The 16,447-nt window shown below is 62.3% G+C and carries 13 protein-coding genes; 8 read left to right on the top strand and 5 right to left on the bottom strand.

Annotation, left to right across the window (positions count from 1 at the left end; all coding sequences use genetic code 11):
* Positions 1 to 11: 11 nt before the first annotated feature.
* Together ACQS5P_RS09850 and ACQS5P_RS09845 are read right to left on the bottom strand one after the other, a co-directional pair.
* On the bottom strand, positions 12 to 896 hold the full coding sequence (locus ACQS5P_RS09850) for a metal ABC transporter ATP-binding protein (RefSeq protein ID WP_428940718.1): 885 nt from the start codon (positions 894 to 896) through the stop codon (positions 12 to 14).
* A 49-nt stretch (positions 897 to 945) separates the two neighbouring features.
* Positions 946 to 2,481: an SLC13 family permease gene (locus ACQS5P_RS09845; RefSeq protein WP_428940717.1), complete on the bottom strand. Its 1,536-nt coding sequence runs from the start codon at positions 2,479 to 2,481 to the stop codon at positions 946 to 948.
* Positions 2,482 to 2,540: 59 nt separating this feature from the next.
* Here ACQS5P_RS09845 and ACQS5P_RS09840 point away from each other — a divergent pair, with 59 nt between their 5' ends.
* The 8 genes from ACQS5P_RS09840 (at position 2,541) to ACQS5P_RS09805 (ending at position 11,304) form a co-directional block, all read left to right on the top strand.
* Positions 2,541 to 4,304 carry an RHS repeat domain-containing protein gene (locus ACQS5P_RS09840; RefSeq protein ID WP_428940716.1) on the top strand — a complete coding sequence of 588 codons (1,764 nt, stop codon included), beginning with the start codon at positions 2,541 to 2,543 and terminating at the stop codon, positions 4,302 to 4,304.
* Positions 4,305 to 4,335: 31 nt separating this feature from the next.
* Complete coding sequence (locus ACQS5P_RS09835) at positions 4,336 to 5,193, top strand: hypothetical protein (RefSeq protein WP_428940715.1); 858 nt, start codon at positions 4,336 to 4,338, stop codon at positions 5,191 to 5,193.
* A 4-nt stretch (positions 5,194 to 5,197) separates the two neighbouring features.
* On the top strand, positions 5,198 to 6,721 hold the full coding sequence (locus ACQS5P_RS09830; RefSeq protein WP_428940714.1) for an RHS repeat-associated core domain-containing protein: 1,524 nt from the start codon (positions 5,198 to 5,200) through the stop codon (positions 6,719 to 6,721).
* A 5-nt stretch (positions 6,722 to 6,726) separates the two neighbouring features.
* Positions 6,727 to 7,230, top strand: coding sequence for a hypothetical protein (locus tag ACQS5P_RS09825; protein ID WP_428940713.1), 504 nt, complete (start codon positions 6,727 to 6,729; stop codon positions 7,228 to 7,230).
* Positions 7,227 to 8,471 (top strand): RHS repeat domain-containing protein, encoded by a 1,245-nt coding sequence (locus ACQS5P_RS09820; protein WP_428940712.1) that lies wholly within the window; start codon positions 7,227 to 7,229, stop codon positions 8,469 to 8,471. The genes ACQS5P_RS09825 and ACQS5P_RS09820 overlap by 4 nt, the downstream gene beginning before the upstream one ends.
* 243 nt (positions 8,472 to 8,714) lie before the next feature.
* Positions 8,715 to 10,004 carry an RHS repeat domain-containing protein gene (locus ACQS5P_RS09815; protein ID WP_428940711.1) on the top strand — a complete coding sequence of 430 codons (1,290 nt, stop codon included), beginning with the start codon at positions 8,715 to 8,717 and terminating at the stop codon, positions 10,002 to 10,004.
* A 549-nt stretch (positions 10,005 to 10,553) separates the two neighbouring features.
* Entirely contained in the window at positions 10,554 to 10,880 is a 327-nt protein-coding gene (locus ACQS5P_RS09810; RefSeq protein ID WP_428940710.1) for a hypothetical protein, read from the top strand.
* A 118-nt stretch (positions 10,881 to 10,998) separates the two neighbouring features.
* On the top strand, positions 10,999 to 11,304 hold the full coding sequence (locus ACQS5P_RS09805; protein WP_428940709.1) for a hypothetical protein: 306 nt from the start codon (positions 10,999 to 11,001) through the stop codon (positions 11,302 to 11,304).
* A 124-nt stretch (positions 11,305 to 11,428) separates the two neighbouring features.
* Here the strand turns inward: ACQS5P_RS09805 and pgm are convergent, their stop codons facing one another.
* The 3 genes from pgm to ACQS5P_RS09790 form a co-directional block, all read right to left on the bottom strand.
* The gene (gene pgm, locus ACQS5P_RS09800; RefSeq protein ID WP_428940708.1) at positions 11,429 to 13,075 is read right to left on the bottom strand and encodes a phosphoglucomutase (alpha-D-glucose-1,6-bisphosphate-dependent); all 1,647 of its coding nucleotides are present in this window, start codon (positions 13,073 to 13,075) and stop codon (positions 11,429 to 11,431) included.
* Between the two features lie 130 nt (positions 13,076 to 13,205).
* A complete protein-coding gene (gene pgi / locus ACQS5P_RS09795) occupies positions 13,206 to 14,852 on the bottom strand; it encodes a glucose-6-phosphate isomerase (protein WP_428940707.1) in 1,647 nt (548 codons plus the stop codon).
* Between the two features lie 151 nt (positions 14,853 to 15,003).
* Positions 15,004 to 16,419, bottom strand: a complete 1,416-nt coding sequence (locus ACQS5P_RS09790) for a lysostaphin resistance A-like protein (RefSeq protein ID WP_428940706.1) — start codon at positions 16,417 to 16,419, stop codon at positions 15,004 to 15,006.
* Positions 16,420 to 16,447: the final 28 nt, after the last annotated feature.

Genomic DNA, 16,447 nt, shown 5'->3' with positions numbered 1-16,447 from the left:
TTGGATCCTCATCAGGGGTCGGCGGGTAAATGAGAACACGCAGAGTCGGGTAGATCAGCGGATGGGTTGCTGCAACCGCCGGCGGCCGCTTGCACGCCGGCGCGCTGGCCATCGTCCCATCGTTGCGTCTGCTCGTCCCTGGGCTTCTCAAGCCCCAGCGCCGCCAGATCGCATCCGAACATGCTGAAGACCAGATCCGCGGGCATGCGGTGCGGCACGTCGTGGTAATGCAGCGTGACGTTCAGGCAGGCGATCCGATCGCAGACCGACGCCACCGACCGCAGATCATGACTGACGAACACGACGGTCAGCTTCAGGTCGTGCTTGAGTTTCTGGAGGAACTGGATGAACTGCTGCTGGCCGGCGCGGTCGATGCCGGTGGTCGGCTCGTCCAGCAGCAGCACCCTGGGTCGCGGTGCCAGCGCGCGGGCGATCAGGACCCGCTGAAGCTGTCCACCGCTGAGCTGGCTGACCGGATGCTCGGCAAGCTGCATCAGCCCCACCCGGTCGATCAATTCCTCGACGAATGCCAGGTCCTGCCGCGAATACCATCGCAACATGCCGGTCTTGCCCGCCAGGCCGAGTCGAACGAGCTGGCGAACGCTCAGCGGGAAGTTTCGCGGCAGCGCCGGGTTCTGCGGCAGATAGCCGACCACGTCGCCACGACGCACCGCGTCGCGCGGGCAAAGTCCGGCGATCAGAATCGTGCCCCGTGTCGGTTTTTCCAGTCCCAGCAGCAGCCGAAGCAGCGTGGTCTTTCCTCCGCCATTGGGCCCGATCAGACCCAGCGTCGTGCCCGGCTCGACGCTCAGGTCGATCTGCTTGAGCACCAACCCCGCCGCCGCGCCCGTGGAATAGGCAAAATCCAGCTTTCGGATGTCGATGATCGGCGCCACGGGAAGATCATATGCTACCTGCAACCTGTTTGCACCTGTGCCGATGTGGTCAAGCCAGCCCCAGCAGCGGGCACAGGATGCGCAGCCCGGCCCAGATGAGCAAAAAGCCAACGATGTCGAAGATGATCCCCGCGCGCATCATCGCCCCCAGGGGCACCAGCCCCGAGCCGTACACGATCGCGTTGGGAGGCGTCGAGACCGGCAGCACGAAGCCGTAGCTGGCGCCCAGGCACGCGCCCAACGCCGGAGCGATCGGGTTGATCCCCTGCGTCTGGCAAATCCCGATGACCACCGGAATGACCATGTTGGCGGCGGCGGTGTTGCTCGTCGCTTCGCTCAATACGATTCCCATCGCGATGCTCACTCCGGTCAGCGCCCACAGCGAGCCGACACCCAGCCGGCCGGTGATGGCCTGGCCCAGCGCCTCCGCCACGCCGGTCTGAAACATCAGCGTGCCCAGCGCCAATCCCCCGCCGAACAGAAGGATCGTTCCCCAGTCGATCTGCACCGCCTGTTCCCAGGACAACGTGAATCGGCCACGACGCAGGTCGATGGGAAGCACAAACAGCAGCAGGGCGCCCAGCAGTCCCGGGACCGCCTCGGGAACCCGTGCATCCAGCAGCTTGCCCCATTGGTTGACCGCCTGACCCCAGATCGGCAGCTTGAGCATCCCCGGCGCGATCCACAGCGCAACCGCCACGGCAAAGGCCAAAAGGGTGTTGATCTGCCCCGCAGTCCATGGACCCAGGCGACGACGCTGCTGGCGGATGTAATCGGCCACGGATGCGTCCCTGACCGGCCCGTCGTTCGCCGGGTGCAGCAGGCACAACAACAGAATCAGCGCCGCGGCCATCACAGCCAGCAGCGGAACACACAGCATCATCCACCGGAAAAAGCCGATCTCCACGCCGGTCGCCTGTTCGATCAGCCCGATGCCGATCAGGTTCGGCGGGGAACCCACCGGCGTGCCGATGCCGCCGATGCTGGCAGCGTAGGCCACCATCAGCATCATCCCCGTGGCGTACGACCAGGGTTGCACCTGCGGCGGCTTGGCAAGCGGATCCTCTGTCTGGCGCGGCTCGCCTGCGGCTCCCATCGCGCCCAGCACACCCAGCGCAATCGGCAGCATCATCGCGGCGGTGGCGGTGTTGCTCACCCACATCGAGATCAACGCCGTCACCACTCCCATCCCCGCCAGCATCCGCCAGGCGCGACCACCCACCAGCCGATTGCTCAGAAACGCCAGCGCGATGCGACGATCCAGCCCGTGCAACGTCATCGCCCGCGCCAGCATGAAGCTGCCGATGAACACGAACACGATCGGGTCGGCAAAGTGCGCCAGCACCTGCTTGGCCGGCGCCACGCCCAGCAGGATGCACAGGACCGCGCCGAGCAGCGCGGTGGCGGGCAGCGGCAGTGCTTCGCTGACCCAGAGGACGGCAACGACGGCAAGGATGCCGGTGAGCCGGCGGCCCTCGGGGTTGAGTTGCGCGGTCACGGCGTAAGTGACTGTAAAGAAAATCGGCGCCAGCGCCAGACCACCTCGCCGCCGCCACTTCTCAAACGCATCCTCCGGCTGCTTCATAAAGCACACTACAGGTTAGCTCCCGCGCCGATCCTGCCTAACGCTCTTTGGCGTCACGCGTGACGTCATCGTCATCGCCGAGTATTATTACAACTTACAGCGGCAGCGGGCGGGTGGTGATCAAGGACCTGGCCGAGGCGGACGTGAAGCTGGACTACTTCCAGGACACTGCCGGCAGCTACGCGGGCTTCGACCGCTTCGGGCGGATCATCGACCACCGCTGGCGGGACTACGGCACGCCCCAAGAGGTGGACCGCTTCAAGCACGGCTACGACCGCAACTCCAACCGCCTTTATCGCGACCACGCGAACACCAGCACCCGCGACGGGCTGTACAGCTACGACGGCCTGAACCGCCTGACTGACTACGACCGCGGGGACCTCAACGGCACGCTGGACGGCATCGCCAGCCTCAGCTTCGCCCAGGAGTGGAGCCTCAAGGCGCTGGGGAACTGGACCAGTTTCAGGGAGGACGCCGATGGCAACGGCACGTTCAGCGATTCGGCGGACCTGACGCAGACCCGCAGCCACAACAAGGCCAACGAGATCACCGACATCAGCGGGGAGCAGGTCGGGCAGGTGGCCTGGGCCACGCCAGGCTACGATGCGATGGGCAACGTGACCAGCTACCCCAAGCCCTCCGCGATGAGCAGCAGCTACACCTGCAAGTACGATGCGTGGAACCGGCTCACTGAAGTCAAGGAGGGGGCCAACCTCGTCGGAGCCTACAGCTACGACGGGCTGGGCCGGAGGATCACCAAGAAGACCTACGACAGCGGCGGGAGCCTGACCGAGACGCGGCAGTTCTTCTACTCCAACCGCTGGCAGATCATCGAGGAGCGGGTGGATGGGCGGAGCAATCCGCAGGAGCGGCAATACGTGTGGGGCATGCAGTACGTGGACGAGCTGATCTTGCGCGACAGGGATGCCAACGGAGGCTCCAGCGGGGACGGGACGCTGGAGCAGCGGCACTACGGTTTGCAGGATCCCAACTACAGCGTGACGTGCATCGTGGACAGCAGCGGAGATGCGGCGGAGCGGTACGTCTACACGCCCTACGGCAGCAGGGAGATCCGCAGCTCCGACTTCTCCAGCAGCCTCTCGTCCAGCGCCGTCGGCTGGGACATCGGCCACCAGGGCCTCATGCACGACACGAACACGAGCCTGGTGTACAACCGCCACCGGATGCTGCATCCGGGGCTGGGAAGGTTCATGCAGAGGGACCCGCTAGGGTACGTGCGTACGATGAACCTGTATCTGTACGTATCCGCAAGACCAGTGACAGCCATCGATCCTAGTGGATTAGAACCGAGTTTTGGCAGAGATCCTATCAAACCAGGACCCGGTCCGTTCGCGCCAGCACCGGTGCAGTATGATCCTTGGCCGACGCAAACGGGCCCTCGCACGGACGTCGTGAACAAGTGTCCAGCAAAGGAACCGAAAAGATGTCCCAACCAGCCAGGCCGCTTTCCGGCAGGTCCGATCGACAATCACTATCCATTTCACGACGAGGACGGTAATCACTGGGCTGAAGATCCGATGGACTGGTTGTTTCACACGGGCGATTGCTACCGGAGGCAGGATGGTGATCCCAAGACTGCTGGCGGATACCAGTGCTGCTACGACGCCAATGGCGACCTCATTCTCGGGGAAGGTACATACGACGACGTTCACCCGATCCCAGGTAACCCCGCCATCACAATAGGGCATGTTGTGGTTGACGTTATAGGTTCCTGGATAGGAGCCGATACTCCGGTCATTACTGAAAAGTTGCCATCGCCCACAACCCCTAAGTCATGCGGCTGCGAAAAGCCCGTCAGGTGATCCCGGTGCATCCATGGGAAAAACGGCATGCATGCGCATTCAACCCGAAACAGTAAACACACTGACCCCTCGTTGCGTCGCGTGCGGCTACGACCTTCAAGGATTGAACGAGTTCGGACGATGTCCCGAATGCGGTCATGCCATTAGCGAGTCGCGCAAGGCCCTATTGCGCTTCGGGTCTGAAGCGACGCAGATCGCGCAGTGGCGTTGCAGCAGCACGCTTTTGCGATGGGGTTTCGGCATTTACATTCTTTCCATGCCATTGGTCATGATGTTCACGGTTAATTCGTCCTTCGCCTCCCTTGCCGTTTCCGTCCTCGTTGTTGGAGCGGGCCTGTTTGTCTCCTGGGGTGCATTACGTGTTCCACCTATACTCCATGCTGGCGCCATCGGCTTGCTGGTCGTGGCATCGATCCGATTGCTCGCACTGGTTTCAATCTGTGGATTCGGCGTGCTGCTCCTGTGTTGGTGGACCGACGTGTCGCTCTCATTCGCTCGAGCATCGGATTTATGGCTGGGACTTTCAAATCTGGCAAACGTACTGATCATCATATTCGTCCTGCGGTTCGGCTCTGCTTTTTCAGAGGGCCGCGCTGCGCATGTTTTCCATATGCAGACACTGTACCGCTGGATCCTGTGTGTTGTGGTTTTTCCCTTGGTCGCGCTTCCGCTCGCGGCCCTCGGATTCCATGTGATGCAGCCGAGTCACACCTCGAAGGCATACATCGCGCGGGCAGGCGCGTTCTTCTGCAATATTGTACTGACTACTTTCAATCTCTGGTCGTTTCGGCTTCTTGGGAACTACATAAGAGCGATTGGCACAACTGGGCTCTCACTTCCCAGGCGAAATAGAGGTGATGGGCGAAATAAAGGTGACGCCAACGAATAGCTACATGTGTGGGCTCTACACGAATGACGGCCTGAACCGGCTGACCGACTGCGACCGCGGGGACCTCAACGGCACGTTCAGCGGGATCTCCACGCTCAGCTTCGCCCAGGAGTGGAGCCTGAAGGCCCTGGGCAATTGGACCAGCTTCAAGGAGGACGCCAACGGCAACGGCACGTTCACCGACGCCACCGCCACCGACCTGACCCAGACCCGCAGCCACAACAAGGCCAACGAGATCACCGACATCAGCGGAGAGCAGGCCGGGCAGGTGGCCTGGGCCACGCCGGCCTACGATGCGATGGGCAACGTGACCAGCTATCCCAAGCCCTCCGCGATGAGCAGCAGCTACACCTGCAAGTACGATGCGTGGAACCGGCTCACTGAAGTCAAGGACGGGGCCAACCTCGTGGCGGCCTACAGCTACGACGGGCTGGGCCGAAGGATCACCAGGAAGACCTACGACAGTGGCGGCAGCCTTGTCGAAACGCGGCAGTTCTACTACAGCAATGAGTGGCAGGTGCTGGAAGAGCGAGTGGACGGGCGCAGTAATCCGCAGGAGCGGCAGTACGTGTGGGGCATCGGCTACGTCGATGAGCTGATCCTGCGGGACCGGGACACGGCGGATGACGGCAACCTCAACGAGCGGCACTACGCGCTTCAGGACGCCAACTACAGCGTCACGTGCATCATCGATACGGCCGGTGACGCGGCGGAACGGTACGTCTACACCCCCTACGGCAGCAGGGAGATCCGCAGCTCCGACTTCTCCAGCAGCCTCTCGTCCAGCGCCGTCGGCTGGGACATCGGGCACCAGGGGCTGATGCACGATACGAACACGACGCTCATCTACAACCGGGCGAGGATGCTGCACCCAGGGCTGGGCAGGTTCATGCAGAGGGATCCAATCGGCTATTGGGATGGAATGAACCTGTTTGAGTACGCCGGCAATAACGCGATCACGTTTGTCGATCCGAGAGGATGGAACGGAAGTCGCGTCGCTGTCGAATGTTCTGATGTGCCTGCCAGCGGGTCCGGTGGTCCCGTCGTAGGTCGACACTGTTCAATCGTTGCTGACTGCGACGGCAAGAATGGACGCCGTTGGGAAGATGCCGGCGCTCGCGCTGCGCCCGGTGAGCAGGGCACCGACCGCAGCGGACATCCGGAGAATCCACAGAATGCTCGAAAGAAGGATCGTCCAATCGATCCCGGGTACCTGGATGGTCCAAACGGCTATCCCGACAAGACGGGATGGCAGCGGTATGACGTTTGTTCACGAGATGACAAGTGCGAACTGTACAATTACATCAAGGATGCAGTCGAGACAGCGAATCTCCCACCATACAAGGCGACCGGTGACAATTCCAATACCTTTATCGCCAACGTTTTGAGGAAGTGCAAGGTATCGGTCCACAACACGAAGACGTATTGGCAGCCAACGAGCGACGGCGGATATTCCTATACGGTCACGACTTCCGAGCCCGATGACGCGCCGGGCTGGTGGAGGCCCGACCCAGGCTATTGGAAGTGACGCGCATGCGCCGCTGGATGGATTACAGATCGGTGGAGCACGATCCAGCCGACAGCATGTCTATGCTCCCACGCGCATCCGTGCAGTTGGGATTGCTGGCAGCTCTTGGCACACTGATCGGTTGGTGCGGCGTCGGCATTGTGAGCGTATTCCTCCTGAACCAGTTCAATACATTCTTGGGCAGGTGGCTTTCCTTCGCACTTGACGCATTGTTCGGGCTCTTTCTGGGTTTCGTGCAGTCGTTCGTCCTGGCGATAGCGTGGCGCAAACAACAGTTGGGCGGAACTCGGAACGAAAAAGCTATGGTGGCAATATCTTCTATGCTGCTATCTGGTGTCACCGCACTCTTCATAAGTTTGGATTACTACGTTTACGGCAATTCAATCGATCCCCTCTCCGGTGCTATGCGGTCGAGCGGAATTGGCACGGCAGCGGCCTTAGGAGTCTTCGCGTTGGGAACGATTGGAATTGCGTTCGCGGTGCGCAGAATGGTCAAGACACAAAAATGACGACATCGTGGCTTCGGGGGCAGAGCAAAGGCGACAACAACTCTACCGGCGCCGCGCCGGTGGGCGCCACTGACCTGACCCAGACCCGCAGCCACAACAAGGCCAACGAGATCACGGACATCAGCGGAGAGCAGGCCGGGCAGGTGGCGTGGGCAGATCCGGGCTACGATGCGATGGGCAACGTGACCAGCTATCCCAGGCCCTCCGCGATGAGCAGCAGCTACACCTGCAAGTACGATGCGTGGAACCGGCTCACTGAAGTCAAGGACGGGGTCAACCTCGTGGCGGCCTACAGCTACGACGGGCTGGGCCGAAGGATCACCAGGAAGACCTACGACAGCGGCGGCAGCCTCAGCGAGACGCGGCAGTTCTACTACTCCAACCGCTGGCAGGTGATCGAGGAGCGGGTGGACGGGCGCACCAATCCGCAGGAACGCCAATACGTCTGGGGCATCGGCTACGTGGATGAGCTGATCCTGCGGGACCGGGACACGGCGGATGACGGCAACCTCAACGAGCGGCACTACGCGCTTCAGGACGCCAACCACAGCGTCACCTGCATCGCGGACTCAGGCGGCGACGCGGCGGAGCGGTACGTCTACACGCCCTACGGTGTAAGGGACATCCGCAGCGCCGACTTTTCCAGCAGCCTCTCGTCCAGCGCCGTGGGATGGGACATCGGGCACCAGGGGCTGATGCACGACACGAACACGAGCCTGGTGTACAACCGCAACCGCATGCTGCATCCGGGGCTAGGAAGGTTCATGCAGAGGGACCGGGAGGAATACATTGATGAAATGAACTTATACCAATATGTTCGCTCGAGTCCCGTGGAGTACACGGACCCAAAGGGCAATGTCGGGCCGGCGGTCTTTGCAGCGGCTTTGGTGCCCGTCGTGGCAGCTTGCATAGTTCCGTTCAATACGGCAATGCAGGCGCGAAAGGATTGGACCAACGATAAGTATGCGCATTGTGTCGTAAGCTGCCAGATCTCGAAAGCATGCGGCCGTGGGATTGCTATGCTCGCAGGGCACGGTAAGGAGCTGCGCGATGAACTAGATAAGCAATTGAGGAATAAAGGGGTGGGTTGGTCTGCGGCAGACATATTGGCGAACAAGGACGGGCTTGATTGCGCACCGAGCGATCTCTGGGGCATATGCCCGGTACTTCGCTGGGGAATCGGCGCGCTGGGCGAGAGCTGTGATTCCTGCTGCAAGAGGAAAGGACACAACCCGGTGTAAATTGAGGTTCATCATGAGCGCATATCGCATGTTCCTGGTTGGCAGCATTCTGACCGGTGTCAGTCTGGCTATGCAATGCGTACTACCGTCGACCGTATTATCTAGAACAGACGCGTTAGGACGCATTGGTCTGTGGACGAGCGCTGGCGTTTGTATCATTGGTATCATGCTCGTGGTGATTGCGGGTCATAATGCACTTAAGGGTGCCGATCGGAATCGAAGAAAGTGATATATTCTTTCTGATTGGAGCACAAGTCAAATGATGCGCTGCACAACAAGGCCAACGAGATCACGGACATCAGCGGAGAGCAGGCCGATCAGGTGGCCTGGGCCACGCCGGCCTACGATGCGATGGGCAACGTGACCAGCTACCCCAAGCCCTCCGCGATGAGCAGCAGCTACACCTGCAAGTACGACGCGTGGAACCGGCTCACTGAAGTCAAGGACGGGGCCAACCTCGTCGGAGCCTACAGCTACGACGGGCTGGGCAGGAGGATCACCAAGAAGACCTACGTGAGCGGGCAGTTGGACAAGACCCGGCAGTTCTTCTACACCCAGCAGTGGCAGATCATCGAGGAGCGCGTGGACGGGCGTACCAATCCGCAGGAGCGGCAGTACGTGTGGGGCATCGGATACGTCGATGAGCTGGTGCTGCGGGATAGGGACAGCGGCGACGACACGACGCTGGACCAGCGGCACTACGCCCTTCAGGATGCCAACTACAGCCTCACGTGCATTGTGGACACCAACGGTGAGGCGGCGGAGCGGTACACCTACACGCCGTACGGGACCCGCAGCATCCTCGACGGCATCTTCGGCTCGCTGTCCGCCTCCGCCTGCGACTGGAACATCGGACACCAGGGGCTGATGCACGACACGAACACCAGCCTGATCTACAACCGCGCGAGGATGCTGCACCCGGGGCTGGGAAGGTTCATGCAGAGGGATCCATTTGAGTACGCGGACGGCATGAGCCTCTACCAATATGCTGGGTCAAGCCCGTGCCGTCTCACGGACCCGAGTGGGCAGCACCCGATCTACTACCTGCTGGCACTGCTTCCGTTCATAGTGTCCGGAGACGAGAGTCGTCTCGGTGATGAGGCTAACTGCGACTGCTTTGCGTTCATGCAGGGAAAAGAGATGATGCCTGAGATCATCGCCGAGGCGATAGCAGCTGGGATTCTACAAGGCTTCGGGAAGGACGTGGACGACACGCTTGGGGGCACATACCTCGACAAGGGCTCCGGGAAACTGCAAGCTGCCTTAGAGCATTATTTCAACGAACATCCTGAAAAAGGCTTCAAGCTGAAAGATCCCAGCGGCTCGTGCCCCGGGGGCTATGTTAAGGTAGCGGCTGAAACGTACGATCCGAGCATACTGTACGGGCGCGACTACCATTTTTACAGATATGACCCACGAACTGGGATCTGGAGGCATAAGTTACGGGGAGAACGTCCCGAATGCTCCTTAAGACCGTGGATCAAGCGTGACTCGGACCCGCAAGGAGTCTACTGCGTGAGAGTTCCGCAATAGCCAAAGGGAAACTGCGCAATGGCCATAGACTGTCTGCAATTCCGAAAGTATCTTATAGTTGCGGCTGTCTGCGGGCTGGTGGTGCTATCGTGCGAGCGAAGCGGTGGAAGTCGCTATGCAGCGGAGGCAACGAAGAGATTGCTGCTTCTTCGAGAAGTCGCGGCCGAATTACGGGTTTACGCCGCTGAGCATAACGGTTCGCTGCCTCGGTCGCTGGATGCCATCGCGAGAGGCGCTGTGATCTGCGGCAACCCGGAAGTTGAGTATTTCAACGGCCAAGCCTATATCCCCACAAGCCAGAGGTCGGTGATTGTGGCTTGGAAAGGAAAGGCTAGTAAGCACGTCGGGATTCAGGTTATCTGGAACGATTTCACGGTTGAGTCTGTGTCGGAGAATGCGTGGGCGTCTATCAGTCGGGGCGGACAAACAGCAGCCACGGAAGGGAAAACGATGGGGACGGGGAAAGGAGACGTCACTGATTGACCTATCAAGCTGGGCACAAATTGGGGGGCACTGCTGTTTGTCTACATATATCTTCCAACCAGCGAGATGACATATTCACGGCACACCGGCTCAAAGGCCCTGGGCAACTGGACCGGCTTCAAGGAGGACGCCAACGGCAACGGCACGTTCAGCGATTCGGTGGACCTGACCCAGACCCGCAGCCACAACAAGGCCAACGAGATCATCGACATCACCGAAACGACGGGGCAGGTCGCGTGGGCCGATCCGGCCTACGATGCGATGGGCAACGTGACCAGCTATCCCAAGCCCGGCGCGATGACCAGCAGCTACACCTGCAAGTACGACGCGTGGAACCGGCTCACTGAAGTCAAGGAGGGAAACAACCTCGTCGCCGCCGCGGTAGCGCGGTGATGGCCAGGCCAGCAGACTCAGCGCCTGCGGCTCGGGGATGACTGCGCTGGAGGTGCCGAACGCCTGGCCGCCACCGGAAGGAAACGTCACCGTGTAGTTGCCCGAAACGCCCAGGGTCGTGAACAAGCCCGTGGTGGTGAGGCTCTGGATGAATCGTCCGGGGATGTTGCTGATCGTGGCGGAGATGTTGCCGGCGGGGTCGGTTGAGGCCGTGACATCGCCCCAAAACGGATCCGCGGCGCGAGCGAGGGTGGTTCCACCCGGGCCCGTGGTGCCGGTGGGCGTCAGTGGCGGCGCGTCGGGCGTGCCGAAGACGCTGCCTCCGGCCAGCACCCGGGCCGTTGCATTGCTCCCGGTGACCGTGATGTCCATGTCCAGGCTGCCGGTCGAACTGAAGCTCGTGTTCGTCCAGTTCCCCGTGTAGAGGGTGGTCTGCGCGAATCCTGGCGTGACCATTGTGCCGAGCACGCAGACGCCGCGCACAGCCGCGCGTGGATCCGGTGCGACACAGGGACGCCGCCACGACCCACAGTCCCGCCGCGCTGCTTTCATTGTCTGGCCAGCGCTCGCGCGACCACCTGTTTGGCTTCGATGAGGATCGCTTCCAGGTGTTCGGGACTGCGCAGGCTCTCGGCGTAGATTTTGTAGATGTCCTCGGTGCCGCTGGGACGGGCGGCAAACCAGCCGTTCTGGGTGACGACCTTCAATCCGCCGATCGGCGCGTCGTTGCCCGGGGCGCGGGTGAGCCGGGCGAGGATCGGCTCGCCGGCAAGGTGCGTATCCTTCACCGCGTCGGGGCTGAGCCTGGCCAGCGCGGCTTTCTCCTGGGGCGTGGCGGGCTGATCGATACGTTTGTAGTAGCTGCGCCCGAATTGTGACTCGATTCGTTGATAATGTTCGCCCGGGTCCTTGCCCGTGCGCGCGGTGATCTCGGCCGACAGCAGCGAGAGAATGATGCCGTCCTTGTCTGTGGTCCAGACGGTTCCGTCGCGGCGGAGGAAGCTGGCGCCGGCGCTTTCTTCGCCGCCGAAGCCCAGCTTGCCCTCCAGCAGTCCGGCGGAGAACCACTTGAACCCGACGGGGACTTCGAACAGTTTTCGTCCGACAGCGGCGGCGACGCGGTCGATGAGGCTGCTGGAGACCAGCGTCTTGCCCACCGCCGCCGATGCCGGCCACTGCGGGCGGTTCGTGAACAGGTACTGAATCGCCACGGCCAGATAGTGATTGGGATTCATCAGCCCCGCGGTGGGTGTGACGATGCCGTGGCGGTCGGCGTCAGTGTCCAGGCCGAAGGCGACGTCGTAGCGATCCTTCATCGCCACCAGCGACGCCATCGCATACGGGCTGGAGCAGTCCATGCGGATCTGTCCGTCGTGATCGACGCTCATGAAGCGGAAGGTGAAATCGACGGTGTCGTTGACGACGGTGAGATTCAGGCCATATTTCTGCGCGATCATGGGCCAGTAGTGAACGCTGGCCCCGCCGAGCGGATCGGCGCCGATGCGCAGCTTGGCCGCGCGGATGATGTCCAGATCAATGACGTTTATCAGGTCATCGACGTAAGGCGTGATCAGGTCTCTGGCGTGTGTGGTCGCGGCGTGCAGCGCCCGCTCCCAGGGGATGCGTTTCACGCTGGCGTTGCCCTCTGCCAGCAGCGCGTTGGCGCGATCCTGGATCCAGCGGGTGACATCGACATCGGCTGGTCCACCATGGGGCGGGTTGTACTTGATGCCGCCATCGCGGGGCGGGTTGTGGGAGGGGGTGATGATGATTCCATCGGCCAGCCCGGACCTGCGACCACGATTGTAGACGAGGATCGCATGGCTGATCACCGGAGTGGGGGTGTACTGGTCGCTGGCGGCGATGATGGTCTCGACGCCGTTGCCCGCCAGCACCTCCAGCGCCGTTCGCGCCGCGGGCTGATCGACCGCGTGCGTGTCCTTGCCCAGATACAGCGGGCCGTCGATGCCCTTGGACCGGCGGTAGTCCACCGTCGCCTGCACGATCGCCAGGATGTGCGCTTCGGTGAATGACCCATCCAGCGGCGTGCCGCGGTGCCCGCTGGTGCCGAACGAAACCTTCTGCTTCGGATCCGACAAGTCGGGCTTGCGATGGTAATACTCATGTTCCAGCTTCGCGACATCGACCAACAACTCCACCGGCGGCGGCTTGCCGGCAAGCGGTGAGATTGCCATAGGCGTACTCCTTTCCAACCAGCACAGCAAAGACGCGAAGGCACGAACCGATGAAAAGGATGCGAAGCGGACAAGCAGACTGCCTTCGTTGCTTTCTCCGGGCGTTGTTCGACCAGTTCGCGCCTTGGTGTCATTGCTGTTTCGATGCCTTCAGCTCCCGGAACTTGCGGATCAGCGCGTTGGTCGAGCTGTCGTGCTTCAGGTCCGGCTCCTGCGGCGACTGCAACTCGGGGATGATCCGACTGGCCAGGACCTTGCCAAGCTCCACACCCCACTGGTCGAAGGGGTTGATATCCCAGACAGCGGCCTGGACGAAGACGCTGTGCTCGTAGAGGGCCACCAGCGTGCCCAGCGTGCGTGGCGTGAGCTTCTCGGCGAGGATCACGCTGCTTGGGCGGTTGCCCTCAAAGGTGCGATGCGGCACCAGCGCCTCGGGCGTGCCTTCGGATCGAACCTCATCGGCGGTTTTGCCGAACGCCAGCGCCTCGGCCTGCGCGAACACGTTGGCCATCAGCAGGTCGTGATGTTCCCCGATCGGGTTGAGGCTCTTGCCGAAGCCGATGAAGTCGCAGGGGATCAGTTTCGTGCCCTGGTGGATGAGCTGATAAAAGCTGTGCTGACCGTTGGTGCCCGGCTCGCCCCAGTAGATCGGGCCGGTCTGGTAATCGACGCGGCGGCCGTCGATGGTGACGGACTTGCCGTTGCTCTCCATCGTGAGCTGCTGGAGATAAGCGGGGAAGCGCTTGAGGTACTGTTCGTAGGGCAGCACGGCGACGGTCTCGGCGCCGAAGAAATCCGAATACCACACGTTCAGCAGCCCCATAAGCACGGGCAGGTTGCGATCCAGCGGCGCGGTGCGGAAGTGCTCGTCCATGGCGTGGAAGCCGCTGAGCATGTCGCGGAAGTGGTCCGGTCCGATGGCGAGCATCGTCGAAAGCCCGATCGCCGAGTCCATCGAGTAGCGCCCGCCGACCCAGTCCCAGAAGCCGAACATGTTGTCGGTGTCGATGCCGAACTGGCGGACGCGCTCGGCATTGGTGCTGACGGCGACGAAGTGTTTGGCGATCGCCTTCTCGTCCTTTGCGTGCTGGAGGAACCACTGCCGGGCGGTGTGCGCGTTGGCCATCGTCTCCAGGGTGGTGAAGGTCTTGCTGGAGATGATGAACAGGGTCTGCTCGGGATCCAGGTCGAGCGTGGCCTCGACGAAGTCGGTGCCGTCCACGTTGGAGACGAAGCGGAAGGTAAGGTCTCGGCGGCTGTAGTGTCGCAGCGCCTCGTAGGCCATGACCGGCCCCAGATCCGATCCGCCGATGCCGATGTTGACGATGTTTCTGATGGGCTTGCCGGTGTAGCCCCTGTGCGCGGCGGATCGGAGGCGCTGGGCGAAGGCGCTCATTCGATCGAGCACTTCGTGCACGTCGGGCACGACGTTGTGGCCATCGACACGGATGTCCGCATCGCGCGGCGCCCGCAGCGCCACATGCACGGCGGCGCGGTTCTCGGTGGTGTTGATCTTCTCGCCGCGGAACATCGCATCCCGCTTCTGCTCCACGCCGCTCTGCCGCGCCAGATCGATCAACAGGCCGATCGTCTGGTCCGTCACGCGATGTTTCGAGTAATCGAAGTACAGTCCGACCGCTTCGATGGCCATGCGCCGGCCACGCTCCGGATCCCGTGCGAACAGGTCGCGCAGGTGCTGATCGCGAATGCCGGCAAAGTGCTCCTTCAGCCTGCTCCAGGCCGGGCGTTGCGTAAGCGGCACAGAACCCTGGGGCATGATTCACTGCTCCTTCCACACGACTTGCGCGCGTCTGCCATGGCGAGAACGCGCGCCATCAGGATACATCCCTGGCCACAGCGGATCGAGCAGCGATGAGCCTGAATGCTCAGGGCATGTTCCGCTCGCTGCACGATAAGCGTTTCTGCCCTTACTTTATCAGGACCAATAGCGTCACGACCATGGCATTGTTGAAGGCATGCGCCACGGCCGGGGCGATGATCGAGCTTCGCCACTCGCGGATGCCGGCCAGCACGATCGCGATGCACGCCAGCACCGGGATCGTCGCCCAGCCCTGGGGGTGAATGGCGGCGAAGAGAATCGCAACGACGACCGCGCTCAATGCCCAGCCGTGGCGCTGCCGCAGATGATGAAACAGCGCTCCGCGGAACATGGTTTCTTCGACCACCGGGGCCATGAGGCTGGCGATGCTGTACAGCAGCAGGATCTGTGCGGCCGGTCCGCTCGCCTCGCCCTGGATCGGGTGCGATGGAGTGACGCCGGTGAGCCGAATCAGAACGTAGGTGACGCCGAAGCCCAGAACGATCAGGGGAAGCCCGGCGATGTAACCGACAATTCCGAGCGGCGCCTCGATGAGCCACCCGCGGCCGGCGTGCCAGCCCAGAGCATAGCGGATCTCCTGCCAGGGGCGATTTCTCAGCAATCCGTAGCCGATGGTGATGGGCAGCGCCGCGGCGACGGCCCAGTTCCATCCCAGCGAGATCTTCTGCCCCCCGCCGCCGAGAGCCATGTGCAGCAAATATGAGATCCCGATGTGCGCCAGCAGGTAGACGGCGAACATTTCCAGATAGACGGTTCCGGCGGCGGGCTGACGTACGTACAGCGGTTGCAACAGGCCATTGAGGTACAAGACGATCGCCACGATCAGCAGCACCAGCCCGGCGCCTCCCAGCAGCAGGGCCACGGCCCCGAATCCGATCAGGCTCAGCGCAACCCGGCGAGATTCGGCCAGTACCCGCGCCCGCAGCGGATCGGTCTCGGGCTGGTTGTAGGACAGCGCCAGTCGCCCGAAGAAACCATGGCGGTCGATCAGTTTCTGGCGGGCGTCGTCGTCGAGAACGCCCGGGCCATCGCGGTAGATTCGCGCCACCAGCGCTGCGTCCTGACGAAGCTGATCGTCCGCGGCCGGACGGCTGAGCAGCGGATCCAGCAGCTTCATGGCCTGATCGACGCCCTGTAGTTCGGCGGCGGCGATGGCGGCGTGCAGGCGATTGGCGTCGGTCTGCGCCAACGCCTCAAGCTGCTGTACGATCGCGCCGCTGGGCGCCGTGGGCAGGATCTGCCGCAGCCCGATGCCGTACTTGGCGGACAATACGAGCTGCTCGCCCAGCGCGCCTGTGGCGCGTGGCGATTCGGCTGCTTCGCGCCCCAGATTCGAAACGATCATGAATCCCGCCGCCGCGAGGATGACGATCCACGCGACGGCGCCCGGCCACTGCGGCGCCGGCGGCGGCGCGGGCAGCGGCTGATAGTCGAGCGCGGAGGCGGGCCTGTCGCCCAGCGGTGCAGGCTCTGACCGACTCGGAGGAAGCGGCGAAGCAGTCATAGGCGACGGACTTTATCCGTCTTTTCAG

The sequence above is a fragment of the Fontivita pretiosa genome, assembly GCF_050410795.1.
In the GTDB taxonomy this organism is placed as follows: Bacteria; Planctomycetota; Phycisphaerae; order Tepidisphaerales; family Tepidisphaeraceae; genus Fontivita; species Fontivita pretiosa.
This window is presented reverse-complemented; position numbering and strand designations above follow the sequence as displayed.

Coding starts and splice junctions, on each gene's coding strand:
- ACQS5P_RS09820 (WP_428940712.1), top strand. CDS start 7,227: ATGACGACATCGTGGCTTCGGGGGCAGAGCAAAGGCGACAACAACTCT.
- ACQS5P_RS09810 (WP_428940710.1), top strand. CDS start 10,554: ATGACATATTCACGGCACACCGGCTCAAAGGCCCTGGGCAACTGGACC.
- ACQS5P_RS09790 (WP_428940706.1), bottom strand. CDS start 16,419: ATGACTGCTTCGCCGCTTCCTCCGAGTCGGTCAGAGCCTGCACCGCTG.
- ACQS5P_RS09830 (WP_428940714.1), top strand. CDS start 5,198: ATGTGTGGGCTCTACACGAATGACGGCCTGAACCGGCTGACCGACTGC.
- ACQS5P_RS09825 (WP_428940713.1), top strand. CDS start 6,727: ATGCGCCGCTGGATGGATTACAGATCGGTGGAGCACGATCCAGCCGAC.
- pgm (WP_428940708.1), bottom strand. CDS start 13,075: ATGGCAATCTCACCGCTTGCCGGCAAGCCGCCGCCGGTGGAGTTGTTG.
- ACQS5P_RS09845 (WP_428940717.1), bottom strand. CDS start 2,481: ATGAAGCAGCCGGAGGATGCGTTTGAGAAGTGGCGGCGGCGAGGTGGT.
- pgi (WP_428940707.1), bottom strand. CDS start 14,852: ATGCCCCAGGGTTCTGTGCCGCTTACGCAACGCCCGGCCTGGAGCAGG.
- ACQS5P_RS09835 (WP_428940715.1), top strand. CDS start 4,336: ATGCGCATTCAACCCGAAACAGTAAACACACTGACCCCTCGTTGCGTC.